Source organism: Streptomyces sp. SID8352 (assembly GCF_009862265.1).
Taxonomy (GTDB): Bacteria; Actinomycetota; Actinomycetes; order Streptomycetales; family Streptomycetaceae; genus Streptomyces.
Genome location: NZ_WWGX01000078.1, coordinates 35077 through 56249, shown reverse-complemented (window position 1 = coordinate 56249; position 21173 = coordinate 35077). Strand labels below are relative to the sequence as shown.

14 protein-coding genes are annotated in these 21173 nt (G+C 71.3%); 5 read left to right on the top strand and 9 right to left on the bottom strand.

Annotation, left to right across the window (positions count from 1 at the left end; all coding sequences use genetic code 11):
- Positions 1-443 precede the first annotated feature (443 nt).
- From GTY84_RS24000 to GTY84_RS23990, 3 genes are all read right to left on the bottom strand, one after another.
- Complete coding sequence (locus tag GTY84_RS24000) at positions 444-1244, bottom strand: helix-turn-helix domain-containing protein (RefSeq protein ID WP_237532621.1); 801 nt, start codon at positions 1242-1244, stop codon at positions 444-446.
- A gap of 127 nt (positions 1245-1371) precedes the next feature.
- On the bottom strand, positions 1372-4890 hold the full coding sequence (locus tag GTY84_RS23995; protein WP_161228459.1) for a beta-ketoacyl synthase N-terminal-like domain-containing protein: 3519 nt from the start codon (positions 4888-4890) through the stop codon (positions 1372-1374).
- A complete protein-coding gene (locus GTY84_RS23990) occupies positions 4887-6707 on the bottom strand; it encodes a non-ribosomal peptide synthetase (RefSeq protein ID WP_161228458.1) in 1821 nt (606 codons plus the stop codon). The genes GTY84_RS23995 and GTY84_RS23990 overlap by 4 nt, the downstream gene beginning before the upstream one ends.
- Before the next feature lie 402 nt (positions 6708-7109).
- Here GTY84_RS23990 and GTY84_RS23985 point away from each other — a divergent pair, with 402 nt between their 5' ends.
- Both GTY84_RS23985 and GTY84_RS35050 read left to right on the top strand, forming a co-directional pair.
- Positions 7110-7793, top strand: a complete 684-nt coding sequence (locus tag GTY84_RS23985; protein ID WP_161228457.1) for a hypothetical protein — start codon at positions 7110-7112, stop codon at positions 7791-7793.
- Positions 7781-10936 carry an amino acid adenylation domain-containing protein gene (locus tag GTY84_RS35050; RefSeq protein ID WP_161228456.1) on the top strand — a complete coding sequence of 1052 codons (3156 nt, stop codon included), beginning with the start codon at positions 7781-7783 and terminating at the stop codon, positions 10934-10936. Before GTY84_RS23985 ends, GTY84_RS35050 begins: the two co-directional genes overlap by 13 nt.
- A gap of 411 nt (positions 10937-11347) precedes the next feature.
- Here the strand turns inward: GTY84_RS35050 and GTY84_RS23975 are convergent, their stop codons facing one another.
- Positions 11348-12442: a chemotaxis protein gene (locus GTY84_RS23975; protein WP_161228455.1), complete on the bottom strand. Its 1095-nt coding sequence runs from the start codon at positions 12440-12442 to the stop codon at positions 11348-11350.
- A gap of 98 nt (positions 12443-12540) precedes the next feature.
- The gene (locus GTY84_RS23970) at positions 12541-14142 is read right to left on the bottom strand and encodes an alpha/beta hydrolase (protein ID WP_161228454.1); all 1602 of its coding nucleotides are present in this window, start codon (positions 14140-14142) and stop codon (positions 12541-12543) included.
- Between the two features lie 316 nt (positions 14143-14458).
- Here GTY84_RS23970 and GTY84_RS23965 point away from each other — a divergent pair, with 316 nt between their 5' ends.
- On the top strand, positions 14459-15223 hold the full coding sequence (locus GTY84_RS23965) for a chaplin (RefSeq protein WP_202551663.1): 765 nt from the start codon (positions 14459-14461) through the stop codon (positions 15221-15223).
- Between the two features lie 333 nt (positions 15224-15556).
- On the opposite strand, the gene GTY84_RS23960 is transcribed toward GTY84_RS23965, so the two are convergent.
- Positions 15557-16039, bottom strand: a complete 483-nt coding sequence (locus GTY84_RS23960; RefSeq protein WP_161228452.1) for a nucleoside deaminase — start codon at positions 16037-16039, stop codon at positions 15557-15559.
- Between the two features lie 155 nt (positions 16040-16194).
- Positions 16195-16653, bottom strand: coding sequence for an SPW repeat protein (locus GTY84_RS23955; RefSeq protein WP_161228519.1), 459 nt, complete (start codon positions 16651-16653; stop codon positions 16195-16197).
- Positions 16654-17146: 493 nt separating this feature from the next.
- Between GTY84_RS23955 and ssuE the strand changes: the two genes are divergently transcribed.
- Together ssuE and GTY84_RS23945 are read left to right on the top strand one after the other, a co-directional pair.
- Positions 17147-17704, top strand: coding sequence for an NADPH-dependent FMN reductase (gene ssuE / locus GTY84_RS23950; protein ID WP_161228451.1), 558 nt, complete (start codon positions 17147-17149; stop codon positions 17702-17704).
- A 139-nt stretch (positions 17705-17843) separates the two neighbouring features.
- Positions 17844-18986, top strand: a complete 1143-nt coding sequence (locus GTY84_RS23945; protein ID WP_161228450.1) for an LLM class flavin-dependent oxidoreductase — start codon at positions 17844-17846, stop codon at positions 18984-18986.
- A gap of 409 nt (positions 18987-19395) precedes the next feature.
- Here the strand turns inward: GTY84_RS23945 and GTY84_RS23940 are convergent, their stop codons facing one another.
- Together GTY84_RS23940 and GTY84_RS23935 are read right to left on the bottom strand one after the other, a co-directional pair.
- On the bottom strand, positions 19396-20604 hold the full coding sequence (locus tag GTY84_RS23940; protein WP_161228449.1) for a radical SAM protein: 1209 nt from the start codon (positions 20602-20604) through the stop codon (positions 19396-19398).
- Between the two features lie 87 nt (positions 20605-20691).
- Positions 20692-20916 carry a hypothetical protein gene (locus GTY84_RS23935; protein WP_161228448.1) on the bottom strand — a complete coding sequence of 75 codons (225 nt, stop codon included), beginning with the start codon at positions 20914-20916 and terminating at the stop codon, positions 20692-20694.
- Positions 20917-21173 lie beyond the last annotated feature (257 nt).

The window sequence follows — 21173 nt, the reverse complement described above, 5'->3', positions numbered from 1 at the left end:
GACCGATCCGACGATCGCACAGCCCGGGGTGCCCCGGGAGGCGTTTGATGACACCGGGCGCGATGGTGCCTCCAGCATGTGCCAGGGTCCTCCCGGAGGGCGCCGGGCGGCTGCGCGGAGGCGGCGGGCCGATCCGAAGTAGTCTTTTGAGTACGGGAGTTGGCGCGCGGTGCGGCGGGAGGACGCTCGCGCCCGTGCGGAAGCGGTGGAGCAGTACGTGAGGTGTCCGGAGACGTGCGCGGGCGCTCGGGCAGTGGCGGGTGGGCCGGCGCATTCGCCCTGGGTTCTCGCGGAGAGTTGCGGTGTTCTGAAGCGTTGTGGGTTCAGGCTCGCAGGCCCCGCTCGGCAGTGACCTGCTGGATCGTCTCCTAGGGTGCGAGGGCCACGGCCCCCTGCGGGGCCCGGCCCGAGAGCGAGGGTGCGGCGCCGGGCTCGCGAATAGGTCACGGCCGTCGATCAGGATCGCCGGGCCCTGAGGGCGGACCGCTCGGCTTCGGCCCGGTCGGTGACCATCCAGGTGGTGAAACTCCGCCGACGACCCAGAAGCCGCACTGTTTCCGAGCGACAGGGGAATGCGGCTCGGTCAGGGCGTGTCGGACATTGTGCGAGGTGACGCGCAGCAGGTGTTCGATGCGGTCGTCACTGGCGTGCTGTGCCAGGGGCACGGTGACACTGACCGACGCCACGAGTTGGTGGCGGGCAATCACGACCGGCACGGCGATTCCCGTACCCCGGATTCCTCGAACGCGAGCGACCCCTCGTTGCACTATCGGCAGGGAGGATTTGCCGGAAACGCTTCCCGCTCCTCCCCGGGTGAAGTGCCCATGCGATTCGAGGATGCTTTTCGTCGCCTCTGCGACCGGGGCCCCGGATTCAGTGAACTCCTGCGCGGCGGTGCGTTGGCGTGCAGTGTAGAGGAGATTCAGGAAGCGGGTCGTTCCGGATTTCTGTATCGCGAGACCGATCGGGATGGTGGTGGCGATATAGAACTCCAAGAGGTGTGGGGTGGCCGTGTCCCGCACGATGTCGGAGAGTGCTTTCTCTCGACTCTGGAACGGGGCGATATCGTACCCGCTCGGCGTTCTTTGAAGGATTCCTTCTTCGTGCAGGCAGCTGATGATCCGGTGAACCGTGGTCTTCGGCATCTCCGCCCTTCGGCTGAGATCGCTGATGCTGACGGGGCCGACTTCGGAGACGATGTGCAAGATGTTGACCGCCTTCTCCAGGCTCCGGGTTCCCTTCATGTCAGCCACAGCGAATCGCCATTCTTTCCTTCGTTGTGCCGTCTTGGTCCTCATTCCGAAGGGCTTGTTCCAGAAACTTCTCCCTCCGGTCGGAATGCGCGAGCCGACCTTCCGAATGATGCTCGCCTCAGTGTGGATTGCAGGGTCGCAAGTAGCGGTTGAGGCAGCGGGCGAGGGCAGAGGAGTGCGGTTCTACCAGCATCGACTCGTGACCCCCGGGAGAAGTCTCGACCACCAGGTTCGGAATCACCGACGCCCATCCTTCTTCGGGTGCCCTCGGTCCGTCCTTCGTTCGTCCGGTTGCGGCGGAGACGTACACGGTCGGTCCGCTGCGGGGCGCGGGGGTGTAGGCGCGCAGGGCGGCGGTGTGGGCCAGACGGGCCCGCAGGACCCTGCCCTGCAATGGCTCAGGCAGCGTGCGGACCTGTTCGGACTGTGCGGCTGCGGAGGCTTCCTCCTGGCTGACCCAGGGTGGCCAGGGGGAGTCGAGGAGGAGAGTGCCGCCCGGAGGGCGCTGCCGGAGATCCAGCAGCCTGGCCATCTCGTGGGCCACGACACCGCCGTAGGAAGAGCCCCCGACCCAGAACGGTCCGGAGGGGCAGGTGGTGAGCAGTTCCTCGGCATACATCCGAGCCATGACGGCCAGATCGGTGAGCGGTTCGTCCCCAGGGGCGAAGAGTCCTGGCGCGGTGAAGCCGTACACGGGCACGTCGGGGGCCAGGGCCTCGGCCAGGTCCCGGTAGACGAGGGCACTGCCGCCGACGGGATGGACGAGGAAGAGGGGTGTGGTTCCCGCCGTCCCGGCGGGGGGTGCCGGGCGACGCGTGGCGAGAAGTGTGAGGCTGGGTGCGGGTGCGGGTGCCGTCAGGGAGTCGGACCGGTGGGGCACGACGGGGAGGAGCCTCTCCGCGAGGCCACGCGGGGTGGGGTGGTTGAGCAGCAACTCGGGGGTGAGGACCTGGTCCAGGGCACGGCCGAGTGTCTCGGACACTTCCAGGGCAAGCAGGGAGTCGCCTCCGAGTTCGGTGAAGTCGTCGTCCGGTGCGACGTCGGCCAAGCCGAGGGCCTCGGCCCACGAGGCGGTGATCTGTCGCAGGATGGCGTGCAGCCCGTCTGTTGAGGACTCGGGGGCCGGCCGCTGATTGAGGTGGTTGTCGCCGTGCGGACGCGACGGCCCGACCGAAGCCGCCGGCCTCGGAGGCTGTGTCCTGGCGGGGTAGTCCTGAACAGGCTTCGTGGTTTCTGAGAGAATGGCCGATGGGACGGGATCCGTCCAGTGCCGGCGGCGTTCGAAAGGCCGGGACGGCAGCGGTATGTGCCGATGCGGTTTTGGGTCGAGAGCTTCCGGGTCGATCGGGACTCCCTCCTCCCAGGCGCGTCCCATCGTGGCAAGGAGGTGCCAGGAGTGCCCGCGGCGGTCGTCGGGCTCGGCCAGACAGGGCAGTAGCTGACCTCGGTCGGCATTGTCCGGGGTGGTCGTGTCGGAGCGGCCGGTTCCAGCGGAGTCCGGGGCACCCAGGAGGAGGCGCGGACCGTCGTGGTCGGGCAACAGCCAGGAGGTCCCGCGCGTGACCGCGGTGCGGCGGGTGACCCAGTAGTCCGGATCAGCGGCTTGTGCCGCGGTGAGATCGGCTCCCGTGAGATCGGACCGGCACGGCAGGTGCGGCGTCCTCGGCTCGAAGCCCGCGACCGTCCTTCTGATGGCCTCCGTGTCGCGGGCTTCAGCGAGCAGTACCGCCTCCCGCACGGTGAGAACCCCCGCAACGCACACCGCGGCAATCGCTCCGGAGCCGGTTCCCGAGACACGAGCCGGGGCCACGCCCCAACACAGGAGCAGGCGGGCAAGGGCAAGTGTCGCGGCAAACGAAGCGGTTGGTGACAGGAGTCGGTCGCTGACGGTGGTCACAGGTGCCCCGGGCAGGAGGCTGGCGAGCGACTTGACGGTCGCGTGGCAGGAGTTCTCTCGCGGTGTGCCGTCCAGCTCGGCTGTCAGTTGACGTAACTGGTCGGCGTATGGAAGCTCCTCGTGTGCGAGTTCCCGCAACTGGTGCACGCTCAGCCGCGCGCTGTGGGGGAGCACCAGAACGGGGCGGGCCTCGGCCATGGACTTCCCGCTCTCCCCGGTGAGGTGATCGGCCAGGTGCAGCAGGGCTTCCCGCGCGGACCGGGCGTTGACGGCAACGTGGCTCCAGCGGTGGGAGTGGAAGGCCCGTCCGGAGACCAGCGTGCTGGACACGGCGGCCAACGGGGCTTCGGGAAGGCGGGTGGCGAGCGCGCCGGCCGTGGCCCGCAGCGCGGCCGGGCTGCGTTCCGACAACAGCAAGAGGTGGCAGCGCCTGGTGCGCGGAGGTGCGACGGACGGTGGTGCTTCTTCTAGGACAACGTGCGCGTTGGTGCCACCTACGCCGAAGGAACTGACCGCGGCCCTACGCGGGGTGTCCGAGGCGGGCCAGGGTTCGGCGGTCATGGGCAGCCGGAAGGGGCTGTCCTTGAGGCGGAGCGCAGGATGCGGCGTTTCACAGTACAGGGCGGGCGGGATACGCCCGTGGCGCAGGACGAGGGCGGCCTTGATCAGGCCGGTGACTCCTGCGGCGACGTCGAGATGTCCGACGTTGGCCTTCACCGAGCCCAGTGCGCAGGCGCCTGGCGGCGCGATACGGAAGGCGCGGCCGAGAGCGTCGAACTCGATCTCGTCACCCAGGGGGGTGGCGGTGCCATGGGCTTCCATATAGCCGACGGTCGCGGGGTCGACGCCGGCGCGCCGGTGGGCCGTGGTGATCACGTCGAGTTGGCCCGCGACGGAGGGGGCGCTGAAGGACTGCTTGGCCCGGCCGTCGTTGTTGACGGCGCTCCCTTTGATCACAGCGTAGATGTGGTCGCCGTGGGTGACGGCGTCGGCGAGCCGCTTGAGCAGGACCATGGCGACGCCGCTGCCGGGTACGGTGCCTTGGGCATCGGCGCTGAATGGGCGGCAGCGGCCGTCCGCTGCAAAGATGCCGCCGGGCTGGTACACGTATCCGTCGTGGTGAGGGAGGCGGATGGCGGCCGCTCCGGCGAGGACGGCGTCGCTGTCCCCGGCGAGGAGACTCTGCACACCGAGGTGGACGGCGACGAGGGACGTGGAGCAGGCGGTCTGCACGGTGAGAGCAGGGCCGTGCAGGTCCAAGCGATGGGCGATGCGCGTGGCGGCGAAGTCCCTGCCGACGGCGAGGAGCCGCGACTGGCCACCGGCTCCGGAGCCGGTGGCGGACGTCTCGTCGGTGCCGTAGCCGACAGTGCCGACGCCGGCGAAGACGCCGATCGCGCCGTTGAAGCGGCCGGGCACACATCCGGCGTCGACGAGGGTTTCCCAGGCGCACTCCAGGAGCAGACGCTGCTGAGGGTCAATCCGGTCAGCTTCGTGGGCCGAGATGCTGAAGAACCCGGCGTCGAAGGCGTCGATGCCGGGCAGGACACCGGCAGCGGCGATGTGGCGGGAGCTTCCGCGGGATGGGATTTCGGTCGCGGGGCGGCGAGTGATGACGTCGCGGCCGTTGAGGGAGATGTCCCACAGCTGCGATGGGTCGGCTGCACCGGGGAATCGTCCGGCCATGCCCACGATGGCGACGGTGCTGCCGTGCGGAGCTTCGGCTGCGGGGAGGTTCATCCTTCACGCTCCGGTGAGAGGTGGGAGAGGTAGGCGGAGAGGAGCACCGCGGTGGGGTGGTCGAGGAGATCGAGGACACGGACTTCGTGGCCTGCCCGGGTCAGGCGGCGCTGCATGGGCAGCAGGAGCAAGGAATTGCCGCCGGCGTCGAAGAAGGTGGTCTCGTCGGTGAAGTCGGCGTGTCCGAGCAGGTCTGTCCAGACCTCCCTGACCAGGCGCAGGCAGGCGCTCCGGTCGGCCGCCGGGAACGGGCTGGGGAGGCGGCGGCGGTCGAGCTTGCCGCTGGTGAGGGTGGGCAGTGTGTCCAGGACGGTGATCGCGTCCGGGACCATGACCGCGGGCAGGACGCGCAGCAGTGCGCGGCGTAACTTCCGGCCGCTCGGCGTGGCACCTGGCGCGGGTACGACCCATGCGGCGAGCCTCGCAGGGCCGTCGGGAGACAGGCCGCACAGCTCGGCGTGGGCGTCCGAGATCTGGGGCAGGGCGAGGAGGGCGTGCTCGATGTCGCCCAGTTCGACGCGGTGGCCGCGGACCTTGACCTGCCGGTCTTCGCGCCCGATGTAGTCGATCTCGCCGCTCGGGAGCTCGGTGACCGTGTCGCCGGTGCGGTACGCGACCGGGGCGGAGCCTTCGGTGGGATTGCGGGAGTAGGTGTCCGCAATGAACTGACGTGCCGTCAGGTCGGGCTGTCCGAGGTAGCCGCGGGCGATCTGCGGCCCGCTGAGAACGAGTTCGCCGAGGGTGCCCGGCGGGACCGGGCGCAGCGTATCGGGGTCGACGATGTGGGCGCCTGTGTGTCTCAGAGGGCGTCCGATCGGTACTCGGGTCCCTGTTGCGTCCTCAGGCCGACAGTGGTGCAGCAACGTGGCCACTGCGGCCTCGGTGGGGCCGTAGACATTGAAGAGTTCGACCTGCGGAAGGGTTCGCCGGACCGCAGCGACGGTGGAAGGCTGGAGCACTTCGCCTATGGAGACGAGGCGCCGCAGACGCCGGCAGGTGACGGCGAGGGGAGTGGCGAGGAAGGCGTTGAGCTGGGTGGGGACGAAGGTCGCCGCGGTGACACCGTGCCCGGCGACGACCTCGGCGAGGTGCGCGGGATCGTGATGGCCTTGGGGGTGAGGGAAGACCAGACTGGCACCACTGACGAGGGGCCAGAACATCTCCATGACGGAGACGTCGAAGGCGAAGGACGTCCGAACAAGAACACGGTCACTGTCATCGAGGGGGAGCGCGTCGGAGAGGGCGCGCAGGAAGGCGGTCACCGCGTCGTGGCCGACGACGACTCCCTTGGGTCGGCCGGTGGATCCCGACGTGTGCATCACGTACGCGACTCCGTCGGTGTCGCCGTCCGTTCCGGAGGACGACGACGTGGGGATCTCGGCCTCGTTCCCGGAGACACGGACCGTCGCGACCCCGGCTGGAAGAGCCGGGGGCTCGTCACTGTGCACCACCAGGCTCAGGGACGCGTACGTGGTGATCGTGTGCACCCTGTCCGCGGGCCAGGACGGCTCCAGCGGCACATAGGCGGCGTCGGCCAGGAGGACCGCGAGCAGCGTGGGCACGAGGTCCGGGGTGCGGTGCATCATGACGCCGACGCGTGCCCCCGGCGTGACACCACGGGCACGCAGCATGCCGGCGGTGAGGTGAGCCCGGTGCATCAGTGCGGAGTAGGTGACGCTCTGCCCGTCCAACGAGCGGAGCGCGATGGCGCGGGGAGAACGACGGGTTTGGGCCTCGACCATGGCGTGCACGGTGCGGGCCGCCGGGAAGGCGGAGTTCGCCGGTGAGCTGTCCGCCGAGGGTGGGCTGAATGGCATGCCGGTTCTCTTTCGGGATCATTTCGGGGGGCTTCGCTGTCCCGATGCGACTGGCTGAGCATGAACGAGTCGGCGCAGCCGTCCGGGCGACCGCTGATCGGGACGGGACGCACCGTCGGCGCGGCGAGACCGGCTTCGTTCGTGTGGAGCGGCTTGCCACTGCGGCGCTTCCCTCCGCTGTGCTGCGCGGAGGAGTCACGGACCCGGATTGACGTGAAGGCAGACGGGCCGTCGGTTCCGGGGTTTGATCCCCCTTTCTGCTCCTCTACGCCTTTACCGCATGGTGCGGGTGCTCCAGACCGAAATCCACTTCCCGTTCCACCCTTTGGAACGCCCTCGCGCCCTCCGCACAGTTCGGGCTCTACCTTCTTCGCACGAACCGAGCAGACAGGAGTGACCTTCGTGACCGACACTGTGAGCCTTGATCACCACCTGCGCGAGCACCCCCTGTGCGCTGCCGTCATCGCTCAGCTGCCGGAACCACCGGACGGAACCCGCAACGATCTGTGCCGTGTCCTCGCGGCCCGTAGGGACACCCCCCTGCACTGGGCGACACTCGTCCGCTGGATCGACCTCTCGCTGGATCCCCAGGTGACCGGCTACTCACTCGGTGTGGCCCGCTTCCCGCGGCACCCCGACGCCCGCCCCTACCGGACGATGGCCGATCTCAAACTGTGGGCCCGTCAGTACTGGCGTGAGGCGGAGGAATCGATGCGTAAGCAGGGAGCCCCCTTCGACCGGGTGCCTCCTCCGAACGCGCAGGGACTCAGCATGCCCTGGTACTTCCTCTGGCTCGGTGCCACCGCGAACGCCGCGTCCTCCGGCATCGGCCTGTGGACCGGAATGCTGCTGTGGCACCAGTTCTCCGCGGCCATGGTCCGCACGTGCGACGACCGGCCGGACTCACCACCGGCACTGCGCTACGTCTTCGCTCGGTTCGAGGAGTACCCGACCGAGCTCATGAACTCCTGCCTGGACCTGGGCGAGGCCGGACTGGCAGCCGGTGAATCCGCCGCCGACGCCGTCACCGTGGCCGCTGTCGGCATGTCCAGCCTCAACCTCTTCCTCTCGGAGTGTGTGAAGTGATCCCGGCCGGTCCCGCCGGATGGGAGCCGGTGCACCGCCGCTTCGAGCGATGGGCTGAGACCGAGCCGTCGCGCACCGCACTCGTGGCGACCGACCGGACCGTCACCTACGGCGACCTGAACCGATCGGCGAACGCCATCGCCCAAGGCCTGATGTCCCTGGGCATCCGGCCCGGGATGTTGGTCGGCGTCACCGCCACCCGCACCCCTGGGGGCCTCGCCGCGATCATCGCTGTCCTCAAGACCGGCGCGGGATACGTCCCGCTCGACCCTCAGTACCCGCGGCAGCGTCTGGAGCATGTGATCGCCGACTGTGAGCTTCCGCTCGTCATCGGCGAACGAGAACACCGCGACCTCCTCAAAGGCACGGGAGTCAGGTTCGCCGCCGTCGAGGCCCTTGTCTCGCCGGACACCGACCAGGGCTCCGGGACCGAAGGGCCCAGGACCGCCCACCCCGATCACTGCGCCTACGTCATCCACACCTCAGGCTCCACCGGTCGGCCCAAGGGAGTGCTCGTCCCGCACCGCAACCTGCCCCAGCTCTTCGACAGCGCCCGACCACTCCTCGGCTTCGGCCCCGACGACGTATGGGCCGCCTTCCACTCCTTCTCCTTCGACTTCTCCGTCTGGGAGATCTGGGGCGCGCTCGCCCACGGCGGCTCCCTCGTCCTCATCCCGCCCGTCACCGCACGCGACACCGAGGCCCTCTGGGACCTGCTCCGCACCCGTCGCATCACCGTCCTCTGCCAGACCCCCACCGCCTTCCGGTCCCTCATGGGGCGCGCCGCCGAGACCGGGCATCCACCTACCGACCTGCGCCTGATCGTCTTCGGCGGCGAAGCACTGCGTCCCGCCACCCTCGCCCCGTGGTACCGCGGCTACCCCGACACGGCGCCACGGCTGGTGAACATGTACGGGATCACCGAGACCACCGTCCATGCCACAGTCCGCCCCCTCACCTCCCGGGACACAGAACGCGACGACAGCCCCATCGGCGTGCCCCTGCCCGGCGTCTCGGTGCACGTCCTCGGCCCCGACCTCGTCCCCGTGCCGGAAGGGAGTGTCGGCGAGCTGTGTGTCAGCGGGCCCGGCGTCGCTGACGGCTATCTGCGCCGGCCCGAACTGACCGCAGCGCGCTTCGTTCCCGCCCCGTCGGGCCGGCCCGGCGCCCGCATGTACCGCAGCGGGGACCTGTGCCGTTGGGACGGCGACGAACTCGTGTACGTCGGCCGGTCGGACCGTCAGATCCAGCTTCGCGGCTTCCGTTTGGAACCCGGCGAGGTCGAGGCCGCACTCGTGGCACTGCCCGGAGTCGACCAGGCGGTTGTCGCCGTCGTTCCCGACGCCGCAGGCGACGACGCGCTCGTCGCCTACGCCCTTCCCACCCCCAGGACGTACCCCGACCCCGCGGCGTTGCGTACCGCCCTGGCCGGGACGCTACCTGCTCATGCGGTGCCACGCCTCGTCGTCGTGGTCGACCGACTGCCTCTCACCGTGCAGGGAAAGCCCGACGTCAGAGCCCTGCCCGACCCCTGGGCCAGAGCCGCCGACAAGGGGGCCGCCCGACAAGAACCGGAGGCGGTCCCTCACTCCGCCGCCTCCGACCCTGCTGTTCCCGCCGATGCCGTCAGCGTGCTCGCGCTCGTCTGGCGCCATGTGCTCGGTGTCCCCCGAGTCCGCCCCGAGGACGACTTCTTCGCCCTCGGTGGCGACTCCCTCCACGCCATCCGCGTCGTCGGCGCCGCCCGCGAGAACGGCTTACACGTCACCGTCTCCCAGCTCTACGAGCATCCACGTCTGGTGGACCTCGCGCACACCCTCGCTGATGCCGGAAACCACCAGCCGCCCCTCCCCACCGCGGCACCTGCGGACACCCCCGCGGAGACTCCGGTCGTACGTCCTGCGAGCTCCGGACAGGCAGGCATCCTCTACGACTGCGAGATCGACCCTGATCCGGGCCTGTACCGCGTCCTTGCCTGCGTCATCCTCACGGGAAGGCCCGACCACGCCGCGTTGAAGGCGGCCCTCTCCGAGACCACCGCCCGCCATGACGCTCTTCGCAGCCACTTCGAGCATTCCACCTCCGGCACCCTCCAGCACATCTCGCCCAACGGGACGATCCCGCTCTTCGTCCACGCCCCGGTCGCGGCCCCGGCCGAAGGGCTCGCGTGCGAGACCCGCTGGCGCCGTAGCTGGGCCCGTCGGATTGGCCCCTACCGGCCACCCTTGTCCCACTGCCACGTCCTTCCCCACTCCGACGCCAGGACCTGGGAACTCGCTCTGATCGTGCACCACGCCATCCTCGACGGCTGGAGCCTCGCCCTGCTCCTCGACGAACTCCTCCACCGCTACACCGCCCATGTCCAAGGTCGGCCGATCCCCGCGGCACCGTATCCGCCCAACACTCCGTGGCATGCCGCACCTGAGCGTCCGACCGCCTCCGGCCCGGACGACCGCAGTTTCTGGGCAGGACAACTCGCCCGCATCCAGACCGGTCCCCTGCCCGCCGCCCCCGGGCACGACCACGTCGGTCCCGGATCCGTCGCCAGTTCCTTCACCCTTGATCCCGCACGGGTCAGGACCTTGCGTGACCTCGCCCACCGACTGGCAGTGCCCATGAAGTCCCTCTTCGTGGCCGCGCACATGCGTGTCATGGCCACTCTGTCCAACCAGCACCAAGCCACCGCAGGGCTCGCGTTCCACCATCGGATCGAGAACGACGAGGGGGCCCGAGCAATCGGCATGTTCCTGGGGGTTCTTCCGGTCACTGTCACCGTCTCCCCCGACGTCAACTGGGCGGACCTCATCACCGATGTCTTCGCGCAGGAGCGCACACTGATGCGGTACCGCTGGACACCCCTGACCGAGTTGCTTCAGCAGCGGGGCGCGCCCCTCTTCCACGCCGTCATCAACTACACCGACTTCCGTCCACTACGACCCCTGCGCGACGGACCGGTCCGACAGCGCAGCGACTGGCTCCTGCGCAACTCCACGGCATTCCCTCTCTACACGGAGGTACAGCGGCACGCCACTGACGGCCGTTGTACGGTACGCACCGCCGCACACACCCCCGCCACCGAGGCGCACGCGGACGACATCACGAGCCGGCTCCGCGGCGCGGTGGACGACCTGCTCGTTCTTTGAGGCAGCGCGAATCTGTTTCCGGCTTCGATCCGTGGCGGTCAGCTCGTCACCGAGCAGCCGCGCGCCGCGTCGATCTCCTTTCGGCCCGGAACTGTTGACCGGCATCGGTGAGGTGAAGTCCGCAGGCAGGACACATCGCGGCGCACGCGGTGCCGGCACCAGCGGGGAGGCCCGGTCGGCCGCCGTACGGCAGGACCTTCAGTCGCCGGTACTCACCGTCCTGGCGCCGCGTGGACCCGGATCGCGTCCGCCGTTCCCGCCCCGCTCGCCGCGCACCCGCCGGAGGGCGGGGCGTACGGCGATCAGGGTGTCACGGCAGACGGCACGCTCCGGGAGCGGCGTCCCCCCGGTGCCGGTGCGGGCGCCCACGGTGGTTCGCGGACGGCCGCGGGCCGGGTCGGGTGCCGGGGATCAGTACCGCAGGACGCCCGCGATGCCGTGGGCGTCCCCCAGGGCGCCGTCCGGCACGAAGCGGACGTCGGCCCCGGTGTCCAGGCACTGCTCGACGATCTCGTCGACGATGTCCTCCCGGGCGTCCAGGTCGCCGCTCTCCGCCGGGACCAGGTGCTCGCCGTCGTCGCGCACGGTCACCCGGTAGTTCTCCTCGACGGCCAGCAGCCGGACCCGCCCGGTGCGGGCGTTCTCCCACAGCTCGTCGACGCCGGCCGCGAAGTCCTTGCGCCCGCGCGCCGCCTCCAGCTCCCGTGCCACCTCGTCGGCAGCGCCGCGCGCCTCGTCGCTGAGGGCCGGGGCGACCGCCTGCCACACGGCCTCCGGGGTGCCGTTGGCCAGACCGCCGTGCGGCACGGCCGTCGCGTCGCGCAGCGTGGTCCCGGACTCCTCCATCAGCGCCAGCGCCGCCTGCGTACCGGTGACGTACAGCGGACGGGGGTGGGCGCGCAGCACCTCCGCCATCGCGGCGTCCGCCTCGCGGAGGAACTGGCGGGTGCCCTCGTCCTGGAAGGTGCTGGGGGAGTCCCCGATGCGTTCCTGGCGCTCCGGGTCGAAGTTCTCCGGCGGTCGGTCCATCGGGAAGCCGTTGAGGTGCTCCTCGGTGACCCGGTCCACCCCGCCGCTCCACAGGGTGACGCGGTCGGCCGCGACCGAGAGCACCCAGAACGGCCGCTCGGAGGCCTGGGCGGCGACGAGGTTGCGGGTCAGGAAGGTGTCCGACAGCACGACCCGCTCCGGAACGGAACGGGCGAGCGTCCACACCTGGTGCTCGCCGGGCGCGGCGAACAGGACCAGGCCGTCCTCGGCGTGCGTGAGGTCCACCTCGGCGAGGGCCCGGTCCAGCTCCCGGGAGACGGCGAGGCGCCGGTCGCGGGTGACCGCCGGATCGTCCTCGAGCTGCCGTTTGGCCTCCGCGACGATGTTGCGCAGCCGGACCGGGTCCTGGGCGTTGTCCGGTGCTCGGCGGTGGGTCGGCGTCAGCACGGACACCGCGGGATACGGGCGGGCGCGCCGCAGTTCGGCGAGGGTGTCGGGACTCAGCTCGTGCTCCATGTCAGCACCATAGAGCGGCGGGACCCATCCGGCATTCGGGGCAATTCTCCCCCGCCCCGGGCGTGGCACCGGGTGCCCGCGCCGACCGGGGCCACCGTTCAGCGGTTGTCGTGCTCCGGGCCGCAGGAGGAGCTGCCGCCGGACGGCAGGGAGCCGTACAGCAGGAAGTCGTCCACCTTGCGGCGGACGCACTTGGAGGAGGCGTAGCCGGTGTGCCCCTCGCCCCGGTTGTCCAGCACCACGGCCGAGGGGCCGAGCCGCCGGGCGGTCTCCTCGGTCCAGCGGTACGGCGTCGCCGGGTCACCCCGCGTGCCCACCAGCAGCATCCTCGGGGTGTCGACGTGCTTGACCCGCTCGCGGATGTAGTCGGTGCCCCGGGGGCGGCCGTGGCACATCAGCACCTGGGTGAGCCGGTAGCGGCCGAAGACTGGGGACGCCTCCTCGTAGCGTCTGCGCAGCTCCCCGAGGGACCGGGTCACCTGCCCGGTGGTGGGGCGGTCCGGATCGTCCGCGCAGTTCACAGCCATCAGCGCGGACGGCATGTTGTCGAGGGGGACGTCCTCCGGGTCGGTGAGCCCGGCGCCGGCGGCCCGGGGAGCGGGCGGCGGCGCGGCGCGGACGGGGAAGATGACGCCGCCGGAGGTGAAGCCCTCCAGGCCGCGGGTGTCGCCGTCGTCCAGCAGCTGGCCGAGGGCCCGTTCCAGTGAGGGCCACAACTGGCGGCTGTAGAGCGCCTGTCCGATGGCGCCGACGAGGTCCTGGCCGGAGAAGGGTTCCCCGAAGGCGCTCGGTACCGGATCCGCGTCCAGCGAGGCGACGAGCCGCACCACGGCGCCGCGGGCGGTGCGCGCGTCCCGGCCGAAGGGGCAGGCGACGTCCCGCACGCACCAGTCGAGGAAGTGGTCCAGCGCGATCTGCTGGCCGCGCGCCCCGGCGAGCCCCTGGGCGGAGGGCGGTTCGGTCAGCGTGTCCACGCCGTCCAGCACCATTCGGCCCACCGCGCGGGGGAACCGCGCCGCGTACACCGCGCCCAGCCGCGTTCCGTAGGAGAAGCCCAGGTAGTTGAGCCGGTCGTCGCCGAGCGCCCGGCGCATCACGTCCAGGTCGCGCGCGGCGTCGACCGTGCCCATGTGGCGCAGCACGGGTCCGGAGTGCGCCGCGCACTGGGCGGAGGCGTCGCGCAGGATGCGGAGCGCCGCACGGGGGTCGGTCAGCTCCCGGTCGGGGTCCGTGGCCTTCATGATCTCCGCCGTGGCGGGCCCGCAGGTGACGGGGGAGGAGCGGCCGACACCGCGCGGATCGAACGACACCACGTCGTAGCCGTTGGTGAGCTGCATGAACTCCTGCCCCCCGGCGGCGAGTTCGTCGACGCCCGAGCCGCCGGGACCGCCGAAGTTCAGCACCACGGAGCCGCGCGAGCCGCCGGTCGCGCGGTAGCGGGCGAGCGCGAGGTCGAGGGTGGCCGCCCCGGGCCGGGCGTAGTCCAGGGGGACGGTGACCTTGCCGCACTCCAGGTCGGGCGGCATGTCCACCCCGACGCAGCGCGACCAGCGGACGGTCTGCCGGTGGAACCGTGACAGTCCGTCGGACGAGGGGTCGGCGATGGTGGCCGGGAGGCCCGCGCCCAGCAGGGCCAGACCGAGTGCCCCGGTGACCGCGCGGCCCCTGAGAGGGGGCCGAGTCAACGTCTTGACCTGCATCGATGCCTCCCGGACGCTCCGTCGCGGACCGGTGCTCGGCGCCCGCGCCCACCCTAAGCGGGCCCCGGCGGGACCGCCTCCGGGCGCCGGTGCGGAGAACCGCGGGTCCGCTCGCGGGACCGCCCGTGCCCCCGGCGACACCGGCCGCCGTCCGCGCGGCGCCCGGATCGCACGCCCTTGCGGCGGCCACGGCGGGTGTTCGGGCGGGGGCGGCCGAACGGGTGAAAGATCATGAGGCCATAACCCGGACGGCCCGCCCGGGGTTTACCCGCTGCGGGCGAGTGCCCGCGACCATGTCTGGAAGGCAGGGAACCTCATGCGAAGGGTTACCCGAAACGGTGTGCTCGCCGTGGCGGCCTCCGGTGCGATGGCCGTGACGCTGCCCGCGTACGCGGCCTTCGCGGCCGGCGGGGCCTCGGCCGACGGCGCCGCGGTCGGCTCCCCCGGAGTGATCTCCGGGAACACGGTGCAGCTCCCGGTCGACGTCCCGGTGAACGTCTGCGGCAACACCGTCAATGTGGTCGGGCTCCTCAATCCGGCCGCGGGCAACAAGTGTGCCAACACGGGCGGGAGCGAGGCCGGTCCCGGGGAGCAGCACGGCTCCGGCGGCTACGGCGAGGAGTCCGGGTCCCACGGCGGCGCGTCGAGCGGGACCTCCGGCGGTGCCACCGCCGAGGGCGCCGCGGTCGGCTCCCCGGGAGTGATCTCCGGCAACGGGGTGCAGCTCCCCGTCGACGTGCCCGTCAACGTCACGGGCAACAGCGTCAACGTGGTCGGCGTCGGCAACCCGGTGTTCGGCAACCAGTCGGTGAACACCCCCGGTGACCGCCCCGAGCCGCCGGAGCGCCCGACCGAGCCGACGCCGGAGCCGTCTCCGGAGCCGCCCGCCCCCGCCCGGCCGCACATCCCGGCGAAGCCGGCTCCGGAGCCCGCGGCCCCGCCGTCGGCCGGGCCGGGGACCGAGGCGTCCCTCGCCCACACCGGTGCGGACGGGACGATGACGGCGCTCGCGGGCAGCACCGCGCTGGCCCTCGGCGGCGCCGCCCTCTACCGGCGCTTCCGCCCGGGGCGGGAGGCCTGACCGGGCGTTCCGGGGGCCAGGTGACATCAGGCCCCCGGAACGCCCGGTCCGGGAGCGTCCGGCCCCGGAGCGTCCGGCCCCGGAGCCTCGGGTTGCTGAACGTCCGGCCCGGGGGTGTCCGGATCGGGTGGGTCCGGCTCCGGGGCACCCGGCCGACGGAGGCCCGCTCGGGGCCCGCCTCGGCGGGCCCCGGTTCCGGGAACCCCGGGCTGGGAACGGTGAAGGGCCGCGCCCCGGCGGCACGGCCCCATGGGTCCCCGCGGTCTCCACCGCGGGGACCTCTCCGTATCGCCGGGTCGCCGCGCTCCGTCGCCGCGCGACCCGGCGACGGCGTCACCGCCCGGTGTGGAACCGGCGGTGCAGCGCGTGGACCTCCTCGACCAGCTCCGGGACCGGGCCGTCCACCGCCACGTCCGGCGCGACCTCGCGCACGGCCAGTGTCCGCACCGGCGGCGCCGGAACGCCCAGTTCGGCGAGCCAGCCGCCGAGCTGCTCCGACGAGGCGACGTAGACGATGCGGCCGAGCCCCACCCAGGCGTGCGCCGCGGAGCACATCGGGCAGTGCTCGCCGGAGGTGTACACCGTGGCCCCGGCCCGCTCCTCGGGCGACATGTGGGCGGCGGACCAGCGGGCCAGGTCGAACTCGGGGTGGCGGGTGCGGTCGCCCGAGGCCACCCGGTTGTGGTCCTCGGCCAGGACCGTCCCGTCCGCGCCCACCAGCACCGAGCCGAACGGCTCGTCCCCGGCGTCCAGCGCCCGGGCCGCCAGCTCCACGCAGCGGCGCAGGTACGGCAGTTCGGTGTCCTTCACGACCATGGTGTCCGGTCCTCCTCGCGGTGTGCCCCCCGATGGCTCCGGCCAGCCTATGCGCGGGCGGAGGCGGACGCTCCGTGGCCCCCGGCGGGCAGGCGCGCGGGCCGGTCCGGGGAGGTGGACCGGCCCGCGCGGGCTCCTTCCGGTCGGCTCGCTCCCTACTGTCTGGTCGTGCTGCGCGCCGACGCGACGGCGCAGGCCGCCCCCAGGACCAGTGCCAGGGCTCCGATGACGATGTTGTTCCAGATGACGCCGGCGTCCGGGTTGGACCCGACGATCCACGGCGCGACGATCATCCACGCGCCCATCGCGCACATGGCCCAGCTCAGGCCGTACATGCGGTCGGGGGCCCGGGTGAACCCGAGCGCCAGCAGGCCGATCGCCACACCCATGATCAGGTTGTGGGTCATGAGCGCGGGCTGGCTCGCCGTGTAGTGGACGATCCACGGGGACGCGGCGCAGTAGAGGCCGAGCAGGAACACCGGCCCGTCCATGAGCGCCACGTCGCGGCCTCCGAGCACACGGGCGTAGCGGGCCCGCATCTCCGAGGCGTCGGGGTGAGCGGTGATGTCCCCCGCGGGGTGGGTGGCCCCTCTGGGGTGCGAGACGTTGGCCATGACGTCGTCTCCTTCGGTGACTACGTCCATTCTGCTCTTATTTTTCCCTTATGTGTAGCCGGGGGAGGGAGAGAAGGGCAACGGCCCCTGGAGCACGCCCGTTTGTCACACCGGTATGAATTCGGTGTCCGCGGGGCGGGAACGGGCCGGGATCTCCTTGACGCTCCGCTCCGGCCGCTGACACGATTCACGGCATGACCTTGCGACTGGACCTCACGCGGCGACGCCATGTCGACCTCGCGCGTGTCTCCAGCGCCTTCTGTCGCCCGGCGGTCTGACCCCTCCCGTCCCCCGCGGCGCACCCTCCCCCTTTCCCGCCCCGGCCGTTCCGTGCCGGCTGGACGGGGCGCCGCGTGTCCGGTGCCGCCACCGTGAACCCGCGAACACCGCTGTGCCGTCCCCGGTACCGCGCTGTCCCGCGCCGTTCCCGGCGGCGCCGTGACCGGCCCGCCCACGGCCGCTCCGCCGGCCCGCTGTCCCGAAAAGAGAACCCATGGCCATCGTCCTGTCCGTCTCCGGGAGCCCCTCGGTCTCCTCCCGCACCAACCGGCTGCTGCGCCACCTCGACGGCCGGCTGAGCGCCCAGGGCCACGAGGTGATCCCGCTCGACGTCCGCACCGTCCCCGCCGAGGCACTGCTCGGCGCGGACTTCCGGCACCCCGCGATCGTCGAGGCCGCCCAACTGTTCGCCCGAGCCGACGGTGTCGTCGTCGGCACACCCGTCTACAAGGCGTCCTACTCCGGAGTCCTGAAGGCGCTGCTGGACCTGCTCCCGCAGTACGCCCTGGCCGGCAAGACCGTGCTGCCGCTGGCCACCGGCGGTTCCACCGCCCATGTCCTGGCCATCGACTACGCCCTGCGGCCGGTGCTCACCTCCATGGGCGCGGAACACGTCGTGCCGGGCTGGTTCACGCTCGACCGCGACATCACCGCCCACGAGGACGGCACGGTCTCCGTGGCCCCTGCCGCCGCCGAGGCCCTCGCCGGGGTCGTCGACCGGTTCTCGGCGGCGCTCGGCGCCAGCCTCCCCGTCCTGGCCGCCACCGGCTGACCCCGCCCCGGGCCACCCGGCCCCGGACCCCGTCCAGCCCGGATCCCCCCACGGGTCCGCACCCCCGTACGACCTCGCGCATCCCGCCCGGACCGTCCCCCTGCGGCGGTGTCCGCGCACGCACCGAACGGAGACCCTGGTGTCCCTCACCTTCCACTGGTTCCTGCCCACGAGCGGCGACAGCCGCGATGTCGTCGGCGGCGGACACGGCACCCCGGCCACGTCCTTCGGGCGGCACCGGCCGCCGACCGTCGGCTATCTGACCCAGATCGCCCGCGCCGCCGAGGACCTCGGCTTCGTCGGCGCCCTCACCCCCACCGGTGCCTGGTGCGAGGACGCCTGGCTGACCACGGCCATGGTCTCGCAGGCCGCCGAGCGGCTGAAGTTCCTGGTGGCCTTCCGCCCCGGGGTCATCTCGCCCACCCTCGCCGCGCAGATGGCGTCCACCTTCCAGCGGCACACCGGCGGGCGGCTGCTGCTCAACGTCGTGACCGGCGGCGAGAGCCGCGAGCAGCGGGCCTTCGGGGACTTCCTCGACAAGGACGACCGCTACCGGCGCACCGGGGAGTTCCTCACCGTCGTACGGGGGCTCTGGGAGGGGCGCACCGTCGATCTGGACGGCACGCACCTGCGGGTCGAGGAGGCCCGGCTCACCAGGGTGCCCGAGCCGGCGCCGCAGGTGTACTTCGGCGGCTCCTCGCCCCTGGCCCGCGAGATCGCCGCCCGGCACGCCGACGTGTACCTCACCTGGGGCGAGCCGCCCGCCCAGGTCGCGGAGAAGATCGCCCGGGTGCGGGAGGCCGCCGCCGCGCTGGGCCGTGCCCCGCGCTTCGGTATCCGGCTGCACGTCATCACCCGGGACACTGCCCGGGACGCCTGGGCCGAGGCGCACCGGCTGCTCGACGGATTCGACCCGGCGACCGTGCGGGCGGTACAGGAGGGCCTGGCCCGCAGTGAGTCGGAGGGGCAGCGGCGCATGCTCGCCCTGCACGGCGGCGAACGCGGCGACCTGGAGATCCATCCCAACCTCTGGGCGGGGATCGGCCTGGTGCGCGGCGGCGCGGGCACCGCCCTGGTCGGCAGCCACGAGGAGGTCGCCGAGCGGATCGAGGAGTACCACGCCCTGGGCATCGACGAGTTCGTCCTGTCCGGCTACCCGCACCTGGAGGAGGCGTACTGGTTCGGCGAGGGCGTCCTGCCCCGTCTCGCCGCCCGCGGCCTCTGGCACCACCCGCATTCGGACCCGGCCGCGACGGAGGCGCCCGTACCGGTGGCCGTCTGACGCCCGGCCGCCGCGTCGGCGCCCCGGCGGCCGGCGCCGCGACGAGCCCGCGGGTCGGTTGTGGCGCGCCTCGGCCGGCAGTGCGCCGACACGAACCGACGGACGCCTCACGGGCCCCTGCCGCTGGACTCGGGCCGGCGGCGGGGGCCCGGCTGTCACGGGCAGGGGCGGCGGGACTTCGATCGGCTACGGCATTGGTCGGATTCCGTGAACAGTGCTGGGCGATCTGTTCACGGTCACGGCCATGTGTAGGGGGGTGATGAGGGCGGCGTACGGGTTCCGGGTGCTGGACATGAACAGACGCCTCGACCTGGACCTGGCCGCCCGGATGGCGACGGTGCCCGGCCCGCGCACCTCACAGGGGGAAACCGCGGAGGAATCAGTGGATGCGCGCTCCCTCGCCAGGAACTCACCGGGAAGCGGCCGGGCGGAGAGCCTCGATGAGGGGACCGGTGGACTGCCGGACGAAATCGAAGAAGTGGTACTGGTCGTAGCAGAGAACCGAACGGCGGCTCGGGAATTCTTGGCCGGCATCCATCCGGCCCGGCACGAATCCGCCCCCGCAGAGATCCACGACGGGACACTGGCCGCATTCCACTGGCAGGTGGCTGCCGAGTTCCAGGAAGAACCTGAATTCACGATCGGCTTCGAGTCGCAGAATATCCTCGCTGAGGATGTTGTAGGGGGTGGCCGCCCCGCCATCTCGGTAGGAGCGAACATAGTCGTTGAGTTCGATTCGGCCATCCGTGTTGACGACGAACGCCGGCAGGCGGTCGTTCACCAGGGCGTCGAAATGCCGACGACTTCCCAGCAGCGCGGCCACGCTCTGCTCGAAGAGGCGGATATCAACGACTGGATCGCGCTGAAGCCAGTCCGCGAACAGCTGGGAGAACCAGGTGCCGTAGCGGGGCTTCCGTCGGTACGAGTCGAGTTCCCCGGTGGCCCATGGCAGATTCCCGTAGTGGTACTGGATAGGCCACAGGACGTCGATTCCGGCCGGGAGCTCCGCCGCCCACTGCATGAACTCCTGCGGCGGGATGTCCGGGTCGGCCACGCAGAGGAATCCGCTGAGGATCTGCCCGTAGCCCTTCGTGAGAAGGTCTTCGACCGTCCGCGCGACCCGTGCGTACGATCCGCGCCCGCCATGGGTCACCCGGGCCCGGTCGTTGTAGCGCGCCGGCCCGTCGACGCTCACTCCCACTCGGATGTCGTAGGCGTCGAGCAGTCTGAGCAGCTCAGGCCGCAGGCGCAGCCCGTTGGTCTGCATGGTCACCGGCACCTCGACCCCTGAGTCCCGCAGGTCCTGGACCTGTCGCGCCAGCAACTCGAAGTCCTTCAGAGGCCAGAGCGTCGGCTCCCCGCCGTGCAGGGCCAGGCTGAACTGCGGCAGGCCGGTCTCGACTACGTAGTCACGAATTCTGGAAATCGTTGCACGGGCGACGTCTGCGGACATCATGGCGGGTACCTGGTGGTATGTGCGGTCCGCCAAGTTGAACATGTAGCAGTAGGTGCAGTTGAGGTTGCAGGTCGCGGTCAGCTTGAGGATCGCCGTCGTAAACCTGTTGTGGGCCGGTGCGGTAGCTTCTGGGAGATCTGCGGCGAGAACATCCTCAGGCACGGCCGTTCCTTTCGAATTCCGGTGCACCCTTCAGCCCCGAGGGCTGCGAGAGTGGGCCCTCGGGGCTGAAGGTATCAGGCGACGACCTCACCACTTGATGACGAGGCCGAACTCGAAGCTGCTTGCCAGTGCACCGTCTAGACCAGCGACGGTGCTGGCGACGGCCTCCACCGCGCGGGAGCGGACAAGCTCCTTGGTGAGTTCACTGGCTCCGTTCGTTCGAACGGTCACCTCGCCGCTGGCGATATTGTCGACGCCCAGGTGGCGCGGAGTCACGCGACCAAACGGAACGGGATAATCGAGCTCAGCCATGATTCGACCCACTTTCTCCACGGGCCTTCCCGATTGGCAGACCCACCGCCGCCCAGCGTTCACGAGCCCAAGAAGGTGCGCCTGCGAAGCGCGCCTGAACGGGTGACGGAGCAGACGCGAGTGCGGCCGTTACGGCTTCCGGACGACGAGCACGTCAGCTTGACCGACAGGACCTGGTGCCTCGGACAGCGGGCGCTGGGCCGGACGGCTGTGCCGTCGGTGAGCACTTCGGGCAGGAGGCCGGGGTCACTCCCCGG